Origin of the sequence: Echinicola soli (assembly GCF_006575665.1) — a bacterium.
In the GTDB taxonomy this organism is placed as follows: domain Bacteria; phylum Bacteroidota; class Bacteroidia; order Cytophagales; family Cyclobacteriaceae; genus Echinicola; species Echinicola soli.
This window is the reverse complement of record NZ_CP041253.1, coordinates 452,037-472,487: the sequence shown is the minus strand read 5'-3', so window position 1 is coordinate 472,487 and position 20,451 is coordinate 452,037. Positions and strand designations below refer to the sequence as shown.

The window sequence follows — 20,451 nt, the reverse complement described above, 5'->3', positions numbered from 1 at the left end:
TAAAATGGTTATTGTTCCTTAAAGGCTTCCTGAAGCTTTTTAAATTCCTCTTGGGTGATTTTAAAAGCCGTTCCATGACGTGTTCCATCGGGGAAACTAATTTGATCAGAGATGTCTTCCCAGTGTTTGAAGTCTGTAGAGGCGACTGCGCCCATGTGATGGTCACGGTATTTGTCAAAGAAGAGGATGCATCTTCCGTCTATCATTAGTGGAGTGGGGCCTTCTGCCCAGTAGTCACCTGTGATGGGTTTTCCGGCTACAGGATAGCCTTTGGTGAGTTTATTACTTTTGGTGACGCGGATGTTCTTTGCTGGTGGGGTTCTGGTTTCGTCTTTTACAAACATAACATATTTACCGTCATGCTGGAGGATGGTGCCATCGATGACATTGAAACCGGGTTCGTAAAATAATTTGGTCTTGGAGAATTTTTTAAAATCTTTGGTGGTAGTATAGTACATCCTGTGGTTGTAAGCATTTTCCAAGGTGTCTTGTGTTTCAGGGTAAAGCCCTTTGATGGTCGAAGACCAAAAAATCATGTAACGGTCTTTTTTGCCATCATAGAATACCTCTGGCGCCCAGGTGTTGCGAGCTCCTTTTTCATGTTCCATGACGGGAATAAACTGCTGCTCAGACCAGTGGATAAGGTCGTCAGAGGAGGCATGGCCAAGGCCTTTTTCATTCCAACTTACCGTCCATACCATGTGGAATTTCCCATCGCCACCGCGGATGATACACGGGTCACGCATCAGCTTATCTCCTCCAGCTGTCGGAGTGAGCACGCTTTTATTATCATTGAGGGCTTTCCAGTGTAGACCGTCCTCGCTGTAGGCCAAGTGGAGGCCATCTTCACCGTTGCCCATAAAGTAGGAGAACATGTAAATGTCCTTACTTTGAGCCTGAAGGGAAAAGGTGGCATACAGAAGCGTCAAGCATGTCAGAATTGTTTTTTTCATAGTGGCATTGATTAATATTGACTGAAAAATAACCAGTGTAGAAATATAAAGCAAAGAACAGTGCAGTATGGAAGGGCAATAAAATGGTTTTGTCCTCGGTTTTTACGACATAACATGTTTTTTTGTGGGCAAAGAGGACCTTTCATCAGGGCAAAGGCATTTACCAAGCATGAACAAAATTAATGGATTTATGAATACCAGGCCTAATTGCCGATCCTCAAGGCAGGGAAATTGTTTTTGGACTTATGCCCCCAAGGCTCTGCCTTGAGGTAATGTAAGGAAGGCTTTCAGCCTTAATGGCTACAAGCGATTTTCTGATAATAGGACTCATTAACAAGGGATTAGGTGGGTTTTAACCATTCCTCGTCCAAGGATCGATCCTTGGACGAGGAAAACACAGCTAGATTTAGCAACCCCAAATAGACTGAATTTTTTGAATGCGTTTGCCCTGGACCTCTCATAAGTCATGTCCTACTTTTTAATGCGATAGATTATTACGTTATAGTTCTGGATATTTGATGCAGTGTAATGTTTATGCTGCTGGCGACTATCTGTCCTTTTTTCTTGAGAGACGAGTTGCCGCTGTTTTTTTCCATACTTTGGTTGTCAAAAACAAACATTAAATGTTAAATTGACAATTAATTTAAATGAACTGATCAACTCAAAATTTCCATGAATAGTCGCCCCACTAGCTCCGTTTTGCATTTATTGTTGGTTATTGGCCTTTTCGGTAATTTTTCGTGTACATCAAAAGAGCGGGTAGCACATGAAGTCAACCTTAAAAATTCTCCCAAAGAAGACGATATGAAAGGTTATCTGATGGTCTATTTTAAAGATGAGGACCACAGCCTGCACATGGCACTCAGCAATGATGGGTATAGCTTTACAGATGTCAATAAAGGCAAAGCGGTGATCGCCGGGGATACTATTGCAGTGCAAAAGGGCATTCGGGATCCGCATATCTATCGTGGGCCGGAAGGTAAATTTTACATGGCGATGACTGACCTTCATATTTTTGCGAAAAGGGATGGTTTGCGTGATACGGAATGGCAGCGTCCCGGTGAGGAGTTTGGGTGGGGAAATAACCGCGGTTTTGTGCTGATGAAATCCAATGACCTGATCGAGTGGGATGTGGCACAGGTGAATTTGCCGGATGCCTTTGCTGGATATGACACTATAGGCTGTGCCTGGGCACCCGAAACTACCTATGATGAAGAAGAGGGCAAACTGATGCTCTACTATACCATGAGGTGGGGAAGGGGGCAGAATAAGATGTATTATTCGTACGTAAATGATGCATATGATAGTTTACTGACCGAGCCAAAACTGATTTTTGAATATCCCAAGGAAGTCTCTTTTATCGATGCGGACATAACCAAGGTAGGGGATCAATACCACATGTTTTACACGCCACATGACGGTGTTCCGGGTATCAAGCAGGCCATTTCCAATTATATTAACAAAGATTATCAATACGATTCCGTTTGGTATGATACAGAATCCGAAGCCAGTGAAGCTCCGAATGTCTGGAAGCGCATTGGAGAGGAAAAGTGGGTGCTGATGTATGATATTTACGGGATTCAGCCGCATAATTTCGGTTTTAGGGAAACCCGTGATTTTGAGCATTTCGATAATTTGGGCCATTTCAATGAAGGGGTGATGAAAGCCACTAATTTTTCATCACCAAAACACGGAGCAGTGGTACACCTTACAGGGCCTGAGGCAGAGAAGTTGGCCAGACATTGGGGCTTGGAGATGGATTTCGATTGATGCCCCGCCAATTATACTCATCGCACCAATGGTAGCTTATCTGCCTATTGGAATTCATGGTGTATCGAGGATATGTTCTCCCAATGGCAACCGTGTAGATCAAGAAATGAAGTATAAAATTAAACGTTGAAAATGAATCTTAAGCACGTCCTTTCGGTAATCAGTCTAATGCTGCTCTTGGCCTGTTCACCAGGTACTGAAAAATATGATGGTTACCTTTTTGCCTATTTTGAAGGTGGTGGAGAGGCGGCAAATCAGGAGCAGATACGCTTTGCTGTCAGTGCCGATGCGGTAAACTGGCAGGCACTGAACAATAACCAGCCCGTGCTTTCTTCATCAACTATCTCCCAAACGGGGGGAGTGAGGGATCCCCATATCCTTCGAGGAACTGGCGATGGTGAATTTTACATGGTGGCCACCGATATGTATACCAAAGAAAATGGCTGGGACCATAACCCAGGCGTGGTACTGTTGAGATCTCCTGATTTGATTGAATGGAAACACGGTTGGGTAGATTTAGAAGCCAGTTATCCAGAGCAGTTTAATGATGTGAAGTGGGTATGGGCTCCTCAGGTGATCTATGACGAGGAAGTGGGCAAATACCTGGTTTATTTTACGGTAAGGTTTTATTATGATGACCGGTTGGATTTTTACAGTGCCTACGCCAATGAAGATTTTACGGGTTTTGAAGCGGTACCCCAGCTGATGTTTAAAACAAAATATGGGGCAATTGATGGGGATATTGTGAAAAAAGACGGTGTTTATCATTTGTTTTACAAAGGCCATACGAGAAATAAGGAAGGAGAGGAGTTTGAAAATGGCATCCAGCAGGCAACGAGTAATTCACTGAAGGGCCCATGGAAGGAAAACTTCAGGTATTTGGATATCTATGCTGGAAAATCCACACGTGTGGAAGGGTCTTCTGTATTTAAATTGAACGGGAAAGAGGAATATTTTCTCATGTATGACCTGTATTCCGATCATCGTTATGAATATCAACGTAGTTCGGATTTGTACCATTTCTCTGATACAACAGGGGTTTTTACCAAGGATTTCTATCCGCGTCATGGTAGTGTAATCAGCATCACCAAAGAAGAAGCCAGGCGCTTAGAGCAAAAGTGGGGAGGTGTACCAAAAGAGCTGATTGGGCAGTAGACAGAGGATAGCGTAGAAGACGCTAGATGTAAGATTCAAGATGAGAGCAACGAAGGAAGTATCAAGTAGCAGGATGTAAGTATCAAGTAGTGAGATATGAGCATAACGTCCCCGAAAGTGTCGGGGCAGGCTATTGCGGACGCTTCAGAGCAACGGAGTGAAGCAATCCCCTTCTCATTAGACGAGACTGCCTCGTTCCCGATAGCCTCCGGGACAAGCTGTCCCTCCCTGCCTGGCTCCAGACAGGCCTGCCTGGCTCCAGACAGGCCTGCTTGGCACCAGACCAGTCTGTTTGGCTTCAGACCAGCCCGCTTGGCTTCAGACAATTCGTCATGCCGTCATGCTTGGTCACAGCTCTCGTTATAGCAAAAATGAGCAAAAGTCCGGGGGAGTTTGAAAGGAATTGGTTTAAAATTCCATCTAGGGAAAGACCAATTAATACTATGTTTGACAATGAAATCTAATAATTAATCCGGTCAACAATAATCAGGGAAGTACAATGTCAGGTGTGAAACGGAGGTATAATGAAAGGGCAAAATATGAAGGGGAATGATAGCAGGAAAAAATAGAATAACTATAATAAAAAAACTAAACGACCTTATGAAATTACCAAAATGCCTCTTACCGATTTTACTCCTGGTGTTTTCGGAACAATTGCTCCATGCTCAAGAGCACTCTACCTATAATCATATCACGGCAAAGGGGAATCCACTTTTTACCCACAAATATACGGCTGATCCAGCTGCCATGGTGGAGGGTGATACGCTTTGGCTGTATACCGGACATGACTTTGAAGGTGGCCAGAAAGGTTATAAGATGAAGGACTGGCTGGTGTTTTCCACTACGGATATGGCCAACTGGACAGAGCATCCCGTGCCGTTAAAAATAGAGGATTTTGCTTGGGCAGAGAGTGGAGATGCCTACGCTGGACATGTGGCAGAGAGAAACGGTAAATATTACTGGTACATCAGTACCAACTGGACAGGTATCGGAGTGGCAGTGGCGGATCATCCTGCCGGACCTTTTAAGGATGCTTTGGGCAAGCCGCTGCTAACAAATGAAGACTGTTTTGCCTCGGGCCATTCCTGGGCTTGTATCGACCCGGCCATTTTTACGGATGATGACGGTCAGCCCTGGATCTTTTGGGGCAATGGCGAGTGCTATTACGCCAAGCTGAAAGACAATATGATTGAGATTGATGGTGAAATAAAGCAGGTAGATTTTGATGGATTTGCCTTTGAGGAGGCTCCTTGGATTCATAGGAAGGACGGAAAGTACTATTTGACCTATGCGTCTGGATTTCCTGAAAAAATAGCCTATGCCACTTCAGAAAGCATCGAAGGGCCCTGGGAATATCAAGGAATATTGAACGAGATCGCTGGCAACAGTAATACCAATCACCAGTCTATCGTGGAATTTAAAGATCGCTGGTACTTCATCTACCATAATGGCGGCAGACAGCGTGGGGGTACCAGCTTTAGCCGTTCAGTATGCATTGATCCATTGTATTACAATTTTGACGGAACACTCAAAAGGGTGCAAATGACTACTGAAGGTGTAAAGCCGGTGGATTGAAGTTCCAAGGAGTTAAAACTTAAAAGGTCTTCTTCGGTATAAAAGAAATGATCAACTAAATAAGAAATATTATGAAACTAAATTGTTTTAAGGGATTGACTTTAAGCCTCTTGATGACCATAGGCTTTGGTCAACTTGCCACGGCCCAATGGAAAGTAAGAGAAAATATCCCGTTAGATTCTATTCGGTTAAGTGATCCATGCATTTTGGCCGATCATAAGACTGAAATGTACTATATGACAGGTACGGGAGGATTGCTTTGGAAAAGCAAAGACCTTAAAGCATGGACGGGGCCATTCCGCGTGGCAGAAGCAAGCGAGATCCCATGGGCTGGTGAGCGACCGGCCATCTGGGCAGCTGAGCTTCACGAGTACATGGGCAAGTACTATTATTTTGCCACGTTTACCAATCAACGAACCATTATCGATACGGTGGATGATACTGAAGTACCGCGTCGCGCCAGCCATGTTTTGGTGAGTGATCAGCCAGATGGATCGTACAGGCCAGTGGGAGAAGAAGATTATTTGCCAGGAAATTGGGCTACGCTGGATGGTACGTTTTGGGTGGAAGATGAAGTACCTTATATGGTTTTTTGCCATGAATGGCTGCAGGTAGGCGATGGCACGATGGAGATGATCCGGCTAAAGCCTGATCTTAGCGGGGCCATCGGAAAAAGTAAATTACTGTTCAAGGCCAGTGCTTCGCCATGGAGCCGCAGAAAAGTGGACGGTGAAGTGACTCCCAGCCAGGTGACAGACGGGCCTTACCTTTTTCGGACAGGTACTGATCGGTTGGGCATGATCTGGACGAGTTGGATCTATGATGTGTATACCCAGGGGGTAGCCTATTCTGAAACCGGCAAGCTGGAAGGGCCGTGGACTCAGGAGGAAGAACCTATCACGCCGCCCAATTATGGTCACGGTATGTTGTTCCAGACCTTTGACGGTATATGGCTTATGGCGGCACATAGTCACCGGGAAGAAAATGGCCGCTATATCCGAATCCCTCATTTGTTTGAAGTGGATTTGAGCGATGATAAGTTAGAGGTTGTAGGGCCTTTTGAGGTGGATTGAGGATTTGAAGATTGGAAAATTTTATATTGACGCTTCTATTGTTTTAGGGGTTTGAAATGGATGGTTTAGGAACTTGGATCTTTTGGTGGGGGATTGTCCCGTAGGGATCTGCCGCAACGGGCAAATCCCTAACAGCAAAATCATTCACACCATTCCTCTCCGCGATCTTTGCGCCTCCGCGGTTCCTTCGTACTTCTACCTTCTACCTTCACCGATCATGCAACACATCCCAAAGCAGCAGTTCCAGTTCCATACTGGTCCTGTCCTTGCCTTTGACCAGAAAAATGGCCGTGAAATAGGTGGAGTTATTCAGGAGTCGCTTGAAATCATTTTCCAGCCATTCCGCATCGGTGAATTTTTCCGTGGTGGCTTTCACGCCAATGTCATGATCAGAGAAAAATACAAACTGTTCCGTCTCGTTGGGGCCTTTGTAGCGGGAGACGACTGCGTGTTCGTAAATTTGGCCGTCGTCGACGCTCAGGTTGATCAGCGTATCGATGTTTCTCTCAGCATCCTGAAAATCGAGCATGCCATGGTTAATGGATACATGAGGATTGGCATCATTGAAAAAGTCGATGAATGAGTTGCCATTTTTTATAGGCCCGATATAGATTGAATTATTTTCTGTGATATCCTTAATTGAAGTTTGGGAGCTGAATAGGATATTGAAGTCCTTGTCCTGGCGGTGAAAGAGCCTTGAAATATTCATGGTGCCATTGGCAGCCATGCCGGTGACGTAAGGGTAATTGGCGGGATTGATTTCACCTTTTTTCTCTGGGTGTTCTTCAAGGTACCGATAGTAATCTTCGATATTATTGATGTTGTAATCCCGATTCCAGCCTATTTCACCGGTAGCGGTGGTGCCCATGATGCCAAAAAAGTCACCAATGAAGAGCGTCGTCTCTTTGTCACTCTCGAAATAAGCTTGCCAAAGTGGGGTGTAGGTTTTTCTGCTAACCAGCCAAAAGCCCACTGCCAGCAAAAGAATAAAACCTGCCAAGGCAATGCCGTATTTAGTCCTGTTCGTAGCGGGTTCATCTTCCCTGCTTTTGATGAAGTCTACCTGATATTGTCCCTTTTTAATACGAACTTGCCACTGGTCATCAGCGCCTTCTTCTTGGTAATATTTTTCCAGTTTTTTTCTCAGGTGATAAACATTGACCCGGATGTGTGCGGCACTCTTTTCGTCCTCGTAAGATTTACCATAAAGCTCCATTCCGATGGTAGTTTCTTTAAGATCCCTGCCATCGATGGTGGCTTCTGTAAGAAACCTCAACAGGACACAGCTGGAAGGGGCTCGACTAAAGGTCTTACTGGAAGTGATCTGTGCTATTGTTTCAAGTTTTTCATGCTTTTCCATTGAATATCAGTAAGTTTTAGTGTGAGGAGGCAGGTGCTCATTTCGCGGTTTTAGACGTCTACAACCGAATATGTAACGGTTAAGATTACCGTTAAATTAGTGTTAAATTTACATTTTTCGTTTCGAATTTCCATATTTCGTACATAATCGTCAGCAAAAAAACTGTAGGTCGGAAATACCAGGCATGTGTTCGGCCACCAGTAGCAAGGAGCTTTTTACTGATGTTGTAATTATTAACAATTAACCTAAAAAACTATGAAGCACATTTTATTAAAAATGGCAGGCGCATTGATGGTGTTCTGCCTATGTATCAGTTTTTCATTTGCCCAGTCCAGTGGCAAAACGGTGACGGGAGTCGTCACCAATGAGGAGACAGGGGAGCCCATCCCAGGGGCGACAATATTGGAAAAAGGAACTTCCAATGGAACAGCTACAGACCTGGACGGAAAATTTACACTAAACCTAAATACAGAAGAGCCCGTTTTGACGGTTTCTTTTATCGGTTACAGTAGTAAAGAGGTTCCTGTAGGAAATGCTTCCGAACTAGCCATAGGCCTTAGTGAGGACATGGGGCAGCTAGAGGAAGTGGTAGTAGTCGGGTACGGTACCCAAAAACGTTCGGACATTACCGGCTCAGTGGCATCGGTACCAAAAGACCGACTTTCCAACTTGCCTGTGACCAACCTTACCCAAGCGATCCAGGGTACCACGGCAGGACTTACCGTAAACCAAGGTTCTTCCGTTCCGGGCAGTACTGGAGGAATGCAGATCAGGGGTGTCAACTCCGTCAATGCCAGAACCAGTCCCTTTATCGTGGTGGATGGATCACCTTATTTTGGCACACTCAATGATTTGAATGCCAATGATATTGAATCCATCGAAATATTGAAGGATGCTTCTGCTGTGGCCATTTATGGTACCCGAGGCGCCAATGGTGTGATTTTGGTGACGACCAAAAGAGGGAATCAAACCGATGGAACTCCCAAAATCAACTACAGTGGCTATATGGGCTTTGAGAGCATGTCCCATGTGCTGGATCCGATGAGTCCGGATGCCTACGTGCAGAAATATGCGGATTATTTGACGGCAAACAATCAGCCTCAAACCGATGTCCTTCCCAATGCTTCAGAGGTAGAGAACTATGAGGCTGGCATCACTACTGATTGGTTGGGCCAAGCCACGCAGCCCGGCAGGATTTCAGAGCATAACCTTAGCATTTCAGGAGGAACCGAGAAAATACAATATTATGTATCAGGTAGCCACCTGAAGCAAAAAGGAGTGGTAAAAGGCTATCAGTATGCACGTACCAATTTCAGGACGAATATCGATGCGACCATCACAGACTGGCTGAAAGTGGGTACCTCTTCTTTCTTTACCGATAACAATTATGACGGCGGAAGAGTGAACTGGCTGGAAGCTACGGCGATGAGCCCTTATTCCGTTCCTTATGACGAAAATGGCGAGTATATCACTTTCCCCATGAATCCTGAGCAGTTGTTTAAGAACCCGCTTTTGGGCTTGACCACTGACCGTGTGGATAGAAGAAGAACGCTTTCTGGTTCTGGCTATGCAGACATTACCCCTGGTTTTATCGAGGGATTGAAGTATCGGTTCAATGCCACTTATGTGTATAATTTTGACCGTTTTGCCGGATATACCGGAAGAGAGTTTTATGACCTGAACGGTACAGCGGACGTATCCAATACCGAAAGGGCCAATTGGGTGGTTGAAAATATCCTGACCTATGCCAAGGACATTGACAAGCACCATTTTGACATTACCGCATTGTACAGTGCACAGAGTGTGGATTATTTTAGATCGGCAGGCCAGTCAAGAGGCTTTATCAATGACGCCTTATCTTACAATGGCATGGAGGCGGGTACGACCCAGTCCACTTGGTCGGATGCCAATAACTACACACTGCTTTCCCAAATGGGTAGGTTGAATTATTCGTATGACAGCCGGTATTTATTTACAGTGACCGCAAGACGGGATGGATACTCAGCTTTTGGTGCCAATACCAGTAAATACGGCCTTTTCCCTTCCATGGCCTTAGGTTGGAATATCCACAATGAGGAGTTTATGCAAGATCATCCCGGACTGGGAGAGCTGAAGCTGAGGTTCTCTTACGGTCAATCCGGTAACCAAGCGATTGATCCGAATCAAACCGTGTCAACTGCTAACACAGTACTACAGCCATTTGGAGGAGCGGCTCAAGTAGGGGTATTATATAACTCCTTGGGAAATGCTAACCTGACATGGGAAACCACTACTTCCGCCAACTTGGCCTTGGATTTTGGTTTTGTACAGAACAGGATCCGTGGTACGGTGGAAGTGTATAAGACCAACACCGAAGATATACTGCTTAGGAGAAATCTGCCAACCATTACAGGTTATAACAACGTATGGGCCAACCTTGGTGAAATGCAGAACAAAGGTTTTGAGCTGACCTTGAATACGGTGAATATCGAGCGTGGAGATTTCTCTTGGGAGACATCTTTAAACTTTTCTACCTATAAAAACGAGATCGTTGATCTCTATGGCGATGGCAGAGATGACATAGGAAATGGATGGTTTATCGGACAACCACTGCGGGTGATTTTTGATTATGAAAAGCTTGGCATCTGGCAAGAAGGTGAAGACATCGCTGCTGTCGATCCGGTTTCCCAGCCCGGCGACCTCAAGTTTAAAGACCAGAACGGTGATGGACAGATTACAGCCGAAGACCGCGTGGTATTAGGACAAAGGGATCCAAAGTGGATGGGCGGATTGACCAATACGTTCCAATACAAAAACTGGAACCTGAGCATTTTTATCCAGACTTCCCAAGGTGGATTGAAATCCAACAGGGACCTGACCTATGCGGATGAGGCGTGGAGAAGAAACCTTCCCGCTGGATACGGATACTGGACGCCTGATAATCCTAGCGACTACTGGCCATCTTTGGCGGCGTACAATCGCTACAGGGGATATCAGTTTGCGGAGGACTACAGCTATGTACGGATCAAGGATGTGCGATTAAGCTATGTGGTGCCGCAGTCCTTTTTGGAAAGGTACAATATCGGAGGCCTGACCCTCTATGCGGCGGGCAGAAACCTGCACACCTTTACCAATTGGTTTGGCTGGGATCCTGAAAACACCCAAGTTTCGCGTGGATCTGATGGTTGGGAAAACAATTACCCACTGGTCAGAACGATTTCCTTTGGTCTTAATCTAACCCTTTAATAACCCGTTGAATTATGAATATTCCAATGAAAAAACATATAAAACTATTCTTCAGTGGCCTGTGTTTGATGGGCGTTTTGTCCGGATGTGGCGAAGACTTTCTGGATGAAGAAGTACTGGACAGCTATGCACCGGAGGCACTGAAAGACGAGCTTGGGTTCAACGCTGCGGTGGTTGGTCTGCACTACCAATACGGAACCATGTTTACCACTGCGGATGACCAGACCATCCGGGGCGTATGGCAGTTGGGTACTGATATCGCGTGGGCAGCGGCAGGTCGCTCCAATGGCGATGCAAGGCCTCACTTTGACTATGCCGTGTTGAATTCCACTGACAATGCCGCCCGTAAAATCTGGGGGTCTTATTACCGACTGATCAACAATGCCAATATCTTGATCCAGAGTACTTCTGGTGGGCCGGTGGCCGGAGTTACGGAGGAAGAAATGGCTGTTTTCAGGGCCGAAGGAAAATTCTTCAGGGCCTTGGCCTATCATAATCTGGTGACGCATTTTGGCGATGTGCCCTTGTTGACAGAACCCTTATCTGCACCAAAGACGGATTTCGTTCGTACAGCAGTGGCAGAAGTGGACAATGTCATTGAGGAGGACTTGCTAGAAGCGGTGGAGCTTTTGCCAAATATCGGTGAGGCGGCAGAAGATGGCCGTGCCAACAAGGAAATGGCTCGACAGCTTTTGGCAGAAGTGTACCTGAGAATGGGTGAAGATGCCAAAGCCGAAGCACAGTGTACAGAAATCATTAATGGCGGCAGGTTGAGCCTGGTAAAAGAGCGCTATGGTGTCCGTAGTAATGATCCCGGTGATGCCTTTTCGGACATGTTCCTATTTGGTAACCAGCGTAGAAATCAAGGAAACACGGAAGGTATCTGGGTACTGGAAGCTGAAAATCCAACCGACGTAACAGGCGGTAGTTCCGGGAATCCCCAACAGCGGAGAATCTGGGTAGCCTCCTATCATGACCTTCCGGGAATGCATCCTTCTGATTCCACCGGAGGTAGAGGTATTGCCAGAATGAGGCTGAACAACTGGGTGGTCTATGACCTGTACGAGCAAAATGACATGAGGAATAGCAAGTTTAGTCTCAAGCGCACCTTGTATTTTAACAATCCCGATTCGAAATATGATGAGATAAGAGGTCAAGAAGTGCCTTATGGAGAAGATGCGGAGTTTATCCTTAGCGACGGTTCTTCGGTGAAAATATTTGCCGCCGATACGGTTTATAAATACGTTCCATATACCCTAAAATGGGGACAGTATGACGAGCGAGACAATTTCGGTTTTGGCATGTGGAAGGACTTTATCCTGATGCGTCTTGGCGAGACCTACCTCTTGAGAGCAGAAGCCAGAATGAAGCAAGGCAATCTGGACGGTGCTGCTGCAGATATCAATGTGCTGCGTGACCGCGCAAATGCCAGCATGGTAAGTGCATCGGATATTGATCTGGACTTTATCCTGGATGAAAGGGTAAGGGAGTTGCTGGCCGAGGAAAACAGAAGAAAGACCCTTGTGCGGACAGGTACATTGGTGGAGCGCGCCAAAAGACTTACCGGTGAGGAGCCTTTGGCAGATGGTGCATTAGAAACTACCATTGGCCTGACGGAAGATCATCTGCTGATGCCGATTCCGCAAACAGAAATCGACCTTAACAAAGATGCTGAGCTGACTCAAAACGACGGCTACTAATAAATTTGGGGTTTAAATTGGTCGCTTGAAGTATATTTTGATAAGTCTTCGAGCGGCCAATTTTTCTGTTAATAAGCAATGGCTTATTTTAGGGTGGATAAAACGACCGGTATAAAATGAGATATAAAATTTTGGCAGTGGTAACTGCCTTTTTAATAAATGGGACCTCTTGCTCTCCCACTAAGGTGAAATCTGAAAAAGCAGCAGAGCCGGAATGGCAAACCCTCTTTAATGGCCATGATCTTGACGGATGGATCCCCAAAATCCACCACCATGAAACAGGTGAAAATTATCGAAACACCTTTCGAGTGAAAGATGAAGCTATTTTAGTCAGTTATGATGCTTATGATGAAGGATTTGATGAGCGCTACGGGCATTTATTTTACAAACAGCCTTTTGCTACTTTTCACTTAAAATGGGAATACCGGTTTACGGATGAGTGGCTGGCCGATGCGCCGAGTTACACTTACAGAAACAGCGGCGTGATGTTCCATTCCCAATCTCCCGAAAGTATTTTGAACGAGCAGGACTGGCCCATTTCGGTAGAATACCAAATGCTGGCCGAGGCGGAATCCGGTGTGGAAAGACCCACGGGCAATATGTGCTCGCCCGGGACAGAGGTTTACTTTGAGGGAGAAATGGATCCGAGGCATTGTATCAATTCTACTTCGGCCACTTACCCATGGGATGAATGGGTGAAGGCGGAACTGATCGTTTTTGAGGATTCACTGGTGATCCATAAGGTCAATGGGGATACTGTGTTACGATATACCAAACCTCAGATTGGCGGGGGAGTGGCCAATGGCTATGATCCGGCCATTAAGGTAGATGGAAAGTTGTTGAAGGATGGATATATAGGCTTGCAGTCTGAAGGCCAGGGAGTGTTATTCAGGAATATCCAAATCAAGGATTTGGCAGAAGATAGATAAAAGAGCCAAGAGTAATTTTGCTGTTCCTGATGTGGAATCAGGAACGAACGAAAATGAGGATTTAAAAGTCTCTAGTGTTGGCATATATGGAGGAGGTAAAGCCAGTTGGCGATAGTTATTGGCCAGGCCTATAACCGTATTTGTAAAAGAAAAAACTGTGAAAATTTTATAAAGAATAAAGTCATGAAAATACTGAAATCAGTTCCATTCGTCCTATGTCTAATTTTTTTGAGCTGGGTACATATGGCCTTTGCCCAAGGGACACAGGAAACAAGTGAAAGCAGGGAATATTATGTCAACACATTGACTAAGATTGCCGATCCTGTTTTGGTGGCGCTGAGTGAAAATAAGCTGAAGGCTACGATGCCAGTGGAAAAGACCAAAGACCATTACGGGGGCAGGGAAGAGGTGACCTATTTGGAAGCTTTTGGCCGATTACTTTCCGGCATAGGTCCGTGGTTGGAACTGGGGCCGGATGAGAGCCCAGAGGGGCAGTTACGTGAGAAGTACATCCTGTTGGCACGAAAGGCAATCCATAATGCTACCGACCCAGAAGGGCCCGATTTTATGAACTTCACCCAGCATGGTCAGCCATTGGTGGATGCGGCATTTTTTGCGCAAGGACTATTGAGGGCTCCAGAGCAACTTTGGGAGCCACTTTCAGCAGAAACCAAGGCCAACGTCATTGCAGCCCTGAAGTCATCAAGGGTGATTTCTCCCTATTACAGTAATTGGCTGTTGTTTACAGGGATGGTAGAAGCGGCTTTGCTGAAATTCGATGGGGAGGCTGATATGGTCCGATTGGCATATCCGCTCAATAAACACAAGGAATGGTACCTGGGCGATGGCATGTACGGTGATGGCCCAGAATTTCACTGGGATTATTACAATAGCTTTGTGATCCAGCCCATGTTGCTGGATATTACCAAAGTACTCAAGGAAAAAAAGGTGAATATGGGCAGGGATTTCGACCTGTTTTTGGAAAGGGCGCAGCGCTATGCGGCCATCCAAGAAAGGTTGATCGGCCCGGAAGGGACCTATCCCATCATTGGAAGATCCATGGCTTACCGTTTTGGTGCTTTTCAATCTTTGAGCCAAATAGCCCTATGGCAGGAGCTTCCTGAAAAGGTAAAACCGGCACAAGTGAGAGGTGCCTTGGAAGCGGTGATCCGTAAGCATATGGAAGCCGCTGACATGTTTGATGAGGATGGCTGGCTGACATTGGGTTTCTATGGCCATCAGCCTGAAGTGGCAGAACCTTATATCTCTACAGGAAGCCTTTACCTCTGTACAGAAGTGTTTTTGGTACTTGGACTGCCGCAGGATGCGCCGTTTTGGTCCGATGATGAGGAACCATGGACACAAAAGCGTATATGGAGCGGTGGTGATGCTTCAAGGGATAAGGCTGAGAAATGATTGGTTAAGTAGCTTGAGGATAGTCTTGAGATTTGAGTAGAAAGAAATGAGACGTGAGATATTAGGCCCAAGACAATTTTAGCTTAACCAGATAGGTGTAAGGAATTAGCGGATAAGCATCTAGAAAGAAGTAAACAGTATCCAGAAATTCATAGCGTGACATTTAACAATCTAAAGAGGTATAAACGTGAAAATAGCTAATTTCCTGGTAGGACTTATGCTTTTGTGCGGGCTATTGGCCAGTTGCCAAAGTACTAAGCCATTGGGCGAAACGGTCCATGCCACCGTGGTCGGTGAAGGCTGGGCCAATAATTCAGTGAACGCGGTGATTTTTAGGAGAAACTCCCTGACCACGTATAAGGATACTCAGTTTACGGCCTATTATGATCCCGGTAGCCATTTGGTTTTGGCCAAAAGAAAACTGGGAGAAAAGGACTGGGAAGTCCATAAAACCCAATATACCGGCAATACGGCAGATGCACACAATACCATCAGCATAGCAGTGGATGGTGCAGGTTACCTGCATGTCAGTTGGGATCACCATAATAATCCGCTTCGCTACGCCAAGGGTACCGCGCCATTGAGTTTGGCGCTAGGGGATAAGCAGCCGATGACAGGTAAGTTGGAGGAGGATGTTACCTATCCTGAATTCCATAATTTGCCCAACGGGGACCTGTTGTTTTTGTACCGATCAGGAGTGTCGGGGAGAGGCAATCTCGTCCTTAACCGCTACGATGCCCAAACAGGGAATTGGCAGCAAGTGCACCATAACCTGATCGATGGTGAAGGTGAACGCAATGCCTATTGGCAGGCCTGCGTGGATCAAAATGGTACGGTACACCTTTCGTGGGTGTGGCGGGAGACCTATGATGTCAGTACTAATCATGATATGGCTTATGCCCGTTCCACAGATGGAGGACAGACCTGGGAGAAATCCACAGGAGAACCTTATGCGTTACCGATCAACTTGGAAAGTGCAGAGTATGCCTGGGAGATCCCCCAAAACAGTAGTTTGATCAACCAAACAGCTGTTACTTCCGACCACCATGGTAATCCCTATATCGCCACGTATTGGAACGACGGAGGCGTGACCCAGTATCAGATCATCTATCAAGAAAATGGTTCTTGGAAGAAAATTAGCCCTGGTTTTAGACAAAGTGAGTTTGTCTTGGGAGGTGGAGGGACAAAGCGGATCCCCATCTCCAGGCCACAGGTTTTGGTAGATGCACACGGTGATAAGACCGCCCTTTACCTTATTTTCAATGATGAAGAACGCGGCCATAAAGCATCCATTGCTTATACACCGGAGCTCGGAAAGCAGCCTTGGGAGATCAAGGACTTGACCCAGCAAAGTGTGGGGCAATGGGAACCAAGCTATGACATTGAGCTGTGGAAAAACCAACGGAAATTTCACTTGTTTGTCCAAAAAGTAGAGCAGATAGATGGAGAAGGCCTGGCTGAAGGAGTGACCAGTCCGGTGAGGATTTTGGAAGTAAAGTGAAGGGTGTAGAAAGTAGCAGGACGTCAGTATCAAGTAGTGAGATATGAGTATTGAGACCTGAGAATAACGTCCCAGAAAGTATCGGGGAAGATTATTGCGAACGCAGAGCAACGGAGTGAAGCAATCTCCTTCTCTTTAAACGAGACTGCCTCGTCGTTCCTCCCCGCCGCGGCGGGGAACTTAGGAAGGGATTGTTTTGGAGCAAAGAAAAAAGTAGAACAAGAAATATACATTAACCTATTAAACAGAATTAGAAATGAAAAAGCGATGGTGTTTTCTGGCCTTGGCGGCTGGATTAATGGTAGCAGGATGTGGTAAGAGTACAGCGGAGAAAGAGGATTCAGTAAAGGCGGCTACAGTAGAAGAAGGCCTGGATAAGCAAATTAGCAGTACACTGGATCGAGCTGCAGCGCAATATGAATACATGATGACCAGGCTGACTGAGGGAGAATTCCCGAAGACTTATCATCCGGATACGGATAAGTTTGAGGGCAGTGGATCTGGCTGGTGGTGCAGTGGCTTTTATCCCGGAACATTATTGTACCTGAATGAATATCAGAAAGATGAGCAGCTGAAAAAAGAGGCGCTGAGAGCACTGGATATGCTGAAAAAAGAGCAGTTCAATACCCGTACACATGATTTGGGTTTTATGATGTATTGCAGCTTTGGAAATGCCTTCAGGTTGGATCCTAAGCCGGAATACAAAGAGATACTGATCCAGAGTGCCAAGTCTCTTTCCAGCCGGTTCAGTGAAAAAGTAGGGGCCATCAAGTCGTGGGATTCCAGGAAGGATGATTACCTGGTGATCATTGACAATATGATGAACTTGGAGCTATTATTCTGGGCTACCGCTGCTACAGGTGATTCCACCTATTATGACATTGCCATCAAACATGCAGATACCACTATCGAAAATCATTTTAGGGAAGATAACAGTTCTTATCATGTAATCAATTATGATCCAGAGACGGGAGAAGTGCAGCAAAAGCGTACTGCTCAGGGGTATGCGGATGAGTCAGCTTGGGCCAGGGGCCAGGCTTGGGGGCTTTATGGCTATACGGTGATGTATCGTGTGACCAAGGATGAAAAATACCTTGACCAAGCAGTGGCAATAGCCGATTTTATCCTGAACCATCCCAACCTTCCTGAAGATAAGGTCCCTTATTGGGACTTTGATGCACCTGAGATTCCTAATGAGCTGAAAGATTCTTCGGCAGGTGCGATCATCGCTTCAGCACTTTTGGAACTTTCGGGTTATGTGGATGCTGATAAAGGAAAAGGCTATTACCAAGATGCCGAGACCATGCTCCAAACCTTGACCACCGATGAGTACATCGCTGAGCATGGGACCAATGGTGGCTTTCTCCTCAAGCACGGCGTAGGACATATCCCTGAAAATTCGGAAGTGGATGTGCCATTGACCTATGGTGACTATTATTTGGTGGAGGCCATGTTACGGTATTTGGATTGATTCCCATGAGATGAGGCTGTCTCATGTCCTGTTCCCGATTTATCTGGACAGGCTGTTTCGACGGTAGGAGAAATCCCATGAAGCTAAGAGACATTTACATGAATTATATAAGTGTTGATTAAACATTTGTTATTATTGTAGAGAAAGAAAGGAATCTAACTATTGATACAAGTGAAAAATGAAAAACCTATTTAACCTATTGTACTTGGTTTTGGGATTAGGGCTCACGATGTCCTGTGCTTCCCAAAACCAAGCACCAGAAGCCTACCTCTTTGCGTATTTTACCGGAAATGGGCCGGGGCAGGAAGCTGTCCATTTTGCGGTCAGCAAAGATGGCTTTGACTACCGGGCTTTGAATGATAACCAGCCTGTGATCAGTGCGGATTCGATCAGTAAAAGGGGAGGTGTTCGCGATCCCCATATCCTTCGTGGGGAAGATGGTACTTTTTTAATGGTTCTGACAGACCTTTATGTGCCAGAAGATGGCTGGACCAATCAAGGGATGGTGTTCCTGACTTCCGATGACTTGGTGCACTGGAAGCATAGTACGGTTTTTATTCCTGAGTTATTTCCAGAGAAATTTGGTGACGTAAGCAGGGTATGGGCACCCCAGACGATTTATGATCCAGCAGCAGGCAAATACATGGTGTATTTCTCCATGAAGCAAGGTGATGAGCCAGACATTATTTACTACGCTTATGCCAATGCTGACTTTACCAGTCTGGAGTCGGAGCCGAAGCAACTGTTCTTTCATCCAGAGAACAAGTCCTGCATTGACGGGGACATTGTAGAGAAGGACGGGATGTACCATTTGTTTTTCAAAACAGAAGGACATGGCAATGGTATCAAAAAGGCCGTAGCAGATCAATTGACCGGGCAGTATAAGATGCAGGAAGAATACCTCCAGCAGACCAAAGAAGCAGTGGAGGGCTCGGGGATTTTTAAGCTGATCGACAGTGATAAGTACATTCTGATGTACGATGTTTACATCAAAGGTGGTTACCAATTCACCGAAAGCACCGATTTGGAGCATTTTGAGGTGATTGACGACCAAGTAAAAATGAATTTCCATCCACGTCATGGTTCAGTGCTTCCCATCACATTGGAAGAAGCCAAGCGACTGGAAAATGCCTTTGGCCTTGATGAACAAAATTGGATCACCGGCACGAATGAAGAGCTGGTTTATGGAAATAACGTCTTGGTGGATCAGGAAAAAAGTACGATCTACCTACCTGTTAAAAATGAAGCAGATCTAGCGGTTTTGGATCCAGGGTTTGACCTGATGGTGGGATATGCAATTGCTCCATCAGGAGTGCAGGATTTCAGCAATGGTCCCGTTTCCTATACACTTTCTAAGCCAGATGGAAGCAGCCAGGAATTTCAGGTGTTGGCTGAAAAGGATAATAATCCAGCACTGAAGGGTTATTATGCCGATCCTGAGATTATCTATTCCAATAAGACAGGTAAGTTTCATCTCTATCCTACCAGTGACGGTTTTGATTCATGGTCAGGTACCTATTTTAAATCATTTTCCTCCGCTGACTTGGCTGATTGGCAGGATGATGGTATTATCCTCGACCTGCACAAAGATGTGGATTGGGCCAATCGAAACGCTTGGGCGCCTTGTGCCATAGAGAAGAAAGTGGATGGTGAGTATAAATATTTCTACTACTTCACCGCCGCCCAAAAAATCGGAGTGGCCGTAGCAGATCATCCTGCTGGCCCATTCAAGGATACAGGAAAGGCGCTGGTAGACTTTAAGCCGGAAGGCGCTCGTGGAGGGCAGGAAATCGATCCAGATGTATTTCATGACCCTGTCAGTGGGAAGGATTTTTTCTACTGGGGCAATGGCTATCTGGCTGCGGTTCCCTTAAATAAGGATATGGTCAGCTTTGACAAAAACAAAATCAAACTGCTGACTCCTGAAGACGGTACTTTTCGCGAAGGAACGGAAATATTTTTTAGGAATGGGAAATACTATTTCCTATGGTCAGAGAACGATACCCGAAGTGAAGATTATCGGGTAAGATATGCATTTGCTGATTCGCCGATGGGACCACTGACTATTCCAGAGGATAATATGGTAATCGCCAAAGCTCCGGAAAAGGGTATTTATGGAACTGGCCACAATTCGGTCATCCAAGTGCCGGGGAAAGATGAATGGTATATCGTTTACCACCGGTTTACCCGGCCCCATGGTATCGCCATGGGCAGGGCGGCTGGCTTCCACCGGGAAGTGTGCATAGATCGTTTGACCTTCGATGAGGATGGAAATATCAATCGTGTGGAGCCTACCGTGGAAGGAATTGAAAGGATATAGCTG

The 20,451-nt window shown here is 45.8% G+C and carries 13 protein-coding genes; 11 read left to right on the top strand and 2 right to left on the bottom strand.

Annotation, left to right across the window (positions count from 1 at the left end; genetic code table 11):
- Positions 1 to 8: 8 nt before the first annotated feature.
- Positions 9 to 953 (bottom strand): glycoside hydrolase family 43 protein, encoded by a 945-nt coding sequence (locus tag FKX85_RS02100; RefSeq protein ID WP_141613162.1) that lies wholly within the window; start codon positions 951 to 953, stop codon positions 9 to 11.
- 672 nt (positions 954 to 1,625) lie between these two features.
- On the opposite strand from FKX85_RS02100, the gene FKX85_RS02095 reads away from it, so the two are divergent.
- The 4 genes from FKX85_RS02095 to FKX85_RS02080 all read left to right on the top strand — a co-directional run bounded on the left by FKX85_RS02095 (position 1,626) and on the right by FKX85_RS02080 (position 6,526).
- Positions 1,626 to 2,723, top strand: a complete 1,098-nt coding sequence (locus tag FKX85_RS02095; protein WP_141613161.1) for a glycoside hydrolase family 43 protein — start codon at positions 1,626 to 1,628, stop codon at positions 2,721 to 2,723.
- A 132-nt stretch (positions 2,724 to 2,855) separates the two neighbouring features.
- On the top strand, positions 2,856 to 3,878 hold the full coding sequence (locus FKX85_RS02090) for a glycoside hydrolase family 43 protein (RefSeq protein ID WP_210416898.1): 1,023 nt from the start codon (positions 2,856 to 2,858) through the stop codon (positions 3,876 to 3,878).
- Positions 3,879 to 4,478: 600 nt separating this feature from the next.
- Positions 4,479 to 5,453 (top strand): glycoside hydrolase family 43 protein, encoded by a 975-nt coding sequence (locus tag FKX85_RS02085; RefSeq protein ID WP_141613160.1) that lies wholly within the window; start codon positions 4,479 to 4,481, stop codon positions 5,451 to 5,453.
- A 71-nt stretch (positions 5,454 to 5,524) separates the two neighbouring features.
- Positions 5,525 to 6,526 carry a glycoside hydrolase family 43 protein gene (locus FKX85_RS02080; RefSeq protein ID WP_210416897.1) on the top strand — a complete coding sequence of 334 codons (1,002 nt, stop codon included), beginning with the start codon at positions 5,525 to 5,527 and terminating at the stop codon, positions 6,524 to 6,526.
- Between the two features lie 208 nt (positions 6,527 to 6,734).
- Here FKX85_RS02080 and FKX85_RS02075 read toward each other — a convergent pair whose 3' ends face one another.
- Positions 6,735 to 7,886 (bottom strand): helix-turn-helix domain-containing protein, encoded by a 1,152-nt coding sequence (locus tag FKX85_RS02075; protein ID WP_141613159.1) that lies wholly within the window; start codon positions 7,884 to 7,886, stop codon positions 6,735 to 6,737.
- Between the two features lie 255 nt (positions 7,887 to 8,141).
- Between FKX85_RS02075 and FKX85_RS02070 the strand changes: the two genes are divergently transcribed.
- The 7 genes from FKX85_RS02070 to FKX85_RS02040 all read left to right on the top strand — a co-directional run bounded on the left by FKX85_RS02070 (position 8,142) and on the right by FKX85_RS02040 (position 20,448).
- On the top strand, positions 8,142 to 11,111 hold the full coding sequence (locus FKX85_RS02070; protein ID WP_141613158.1) for a SusC/RagA family TonB-linked outer membrane protein: 2,970 nt from the start codon (positions 8,142 to 8,144) through the stop codon (positions 11,109 to 11,111).
- A gap of 26 nt (positions 11,112 to 11,137) precedes the next feature.
- Positions 11,138 to 12,811 carry a RagB/SusD family nutrient uptake outer membrane protein gene (locus FKX85_RS02065; protein ID WP_168196200.1) on the top strand — a complete coding sequence of 558 codons (1,674 nt, stop codon included), beginning with the start codon at positions 11,138 to 11,140 and terminating at the stop codon, positions 12,809 to 12,811.
- Positions 12,812 to 12,927: 116 nt separating this feature from the next.
- Positions 12,928 to 13,740: a 3-keto-disaccharide hydrolase gene (locus tag FKX85_RS02060; RefSeq protein ID WP_141613156.1), complete on the top strand. Its 813-nt coding sequence runs from the start codon at positions 12,928 to 12,930 to the stop codon at positions 13,738 to 13,740.
- A 228-nt stretch (positions 13,741 to 13,968) separates the two neighbouring features.
- A complete protein-coding gene (locus FKX85_RS02055; protein WP_229239734.1) occupies positions 13,969 to 15,156 on the top strand; it encodes a DUF2264 domain-containing protein in 1,188 nt (395 codons plus the stop codon).
- A 187-nt stretch (positions 15,157 to 15,343) separates the two neighbouring features.
- Complete coding sequence (locus tag FKX85_RS02050; protein WP_141613154.1) at positions 15,344 to 16,657, top strand: BNR repeat-containing protein; 1,314 nt, start codon at positions 15,344 to 15,346, stop codon at positions 16,655 to 16,657.
- Positions 16,658 to 16,913: 256 nt separating this feature from the next.
- Complete coding sequence (locus FKX85_RS02045) at positions 16,914 to 18,128, top strand: glycoside hydrolase family 88 protein (RefSeq protein ID WP_141613153.1); 1,215 nt, start codon at positions 16,914 to 16,916, stop codon at positions 18,126 to 18,128.
- Between the two features lie 178 nt (positions 18,129 to 18,306).
- The gene (locus tag FKX85_RS02040; protein ID WP_141613152.1) at positions 18,307 to 20,448 is read left to right on the top strand and encodes a family 43 glycosylhydrolase; all 2,142 of its coding nucleotides are present in this window, start codon (positions 18,307 to 18,309) and stop codon (positions 20,446 to 20,448) included.
- The last annotated feature ends 3 nt before the right edge of the window (positions 20,449 to 20,451 follow it).

Bases quoted from the DNA above. Each gene is read 5' to 3' on its own strand.
- FKX85_RS02085 (WP_141613160.1), top strand. From the start codon at position 4,479: ATGAAATTACCAAAATGCCTCTTACCGATTTTACTCCTGGTGTTTTCG.
- FKX85_RS02075 (WP_141613159.1), bottom strand. From the start codon at position 7,886: ATGGAAAAGCATGAAAAACTTGAAACAATAGCACAGATCACTTCCAGT.
- FKX85_RS02090 (WP_210416898.1), top strand. From the start codon at position 2,856: ATGAATCTTAAGCACGTCCTTTCGGTAATCAGTCTAATGCTGCTCTTG.
- FKX85_RS02080 (WP_210416897.1), top strand. From the start codon at position 5,525: ATGAAACTAAATTGTTTTAAGGGATTGACTTTAAGCCTCTTGATGACC.
- FKX85_RS02095 (WP_141613161.1), top strand. From the start codon at position 1,626: ATGAATAGTCGCCCCACTAGCTCCGTTTTGCATTTATTGTTGGTTATT.
- FKX85_RS02045 (WP_141613153.1), top strand. From the start codon at position 16,914: ATGAAAAAGCGATGGTGTTTTCTGGCCTTGGCGGCTGGATTAATGGTA.
- FKX85_RS02040 (WP_141613152.1), top strand. From the start codon at position 18,307: ATGAAAAACCTATTTAACCTATTGTACTTGGTTTTGGGATTAGGGCTC.
- FKX85_RS02070 (WP_141613158.1), top strand. From the start codon at position 8,142: ATGAAGCACATTTTATTAAAAATGGCAGGCGCATTGATGGTGTTCTGC.
- FKX85_RS02060 (WP_141613156.1), top strand. From the start codon at position 12,928: ATGAGATATAAAATTTTGGCAGTGGTAACTGCCTTTTTAATAAATGGG.
- FKX85_RS02100 (WP_141613162.1), bottom strand. From the start codon at position 953: ATGAAAAAAACAATTCTGACATGCTTGACGCTTCTGTATGCCACCTTT.
- FKX85_RS02065 (WP_168196200.1), top strand. From the start codon at position 11,138: ATGAAAAAACATATAAAACTATTCTTCAGTGGCCTGTGTTTGATGGGC.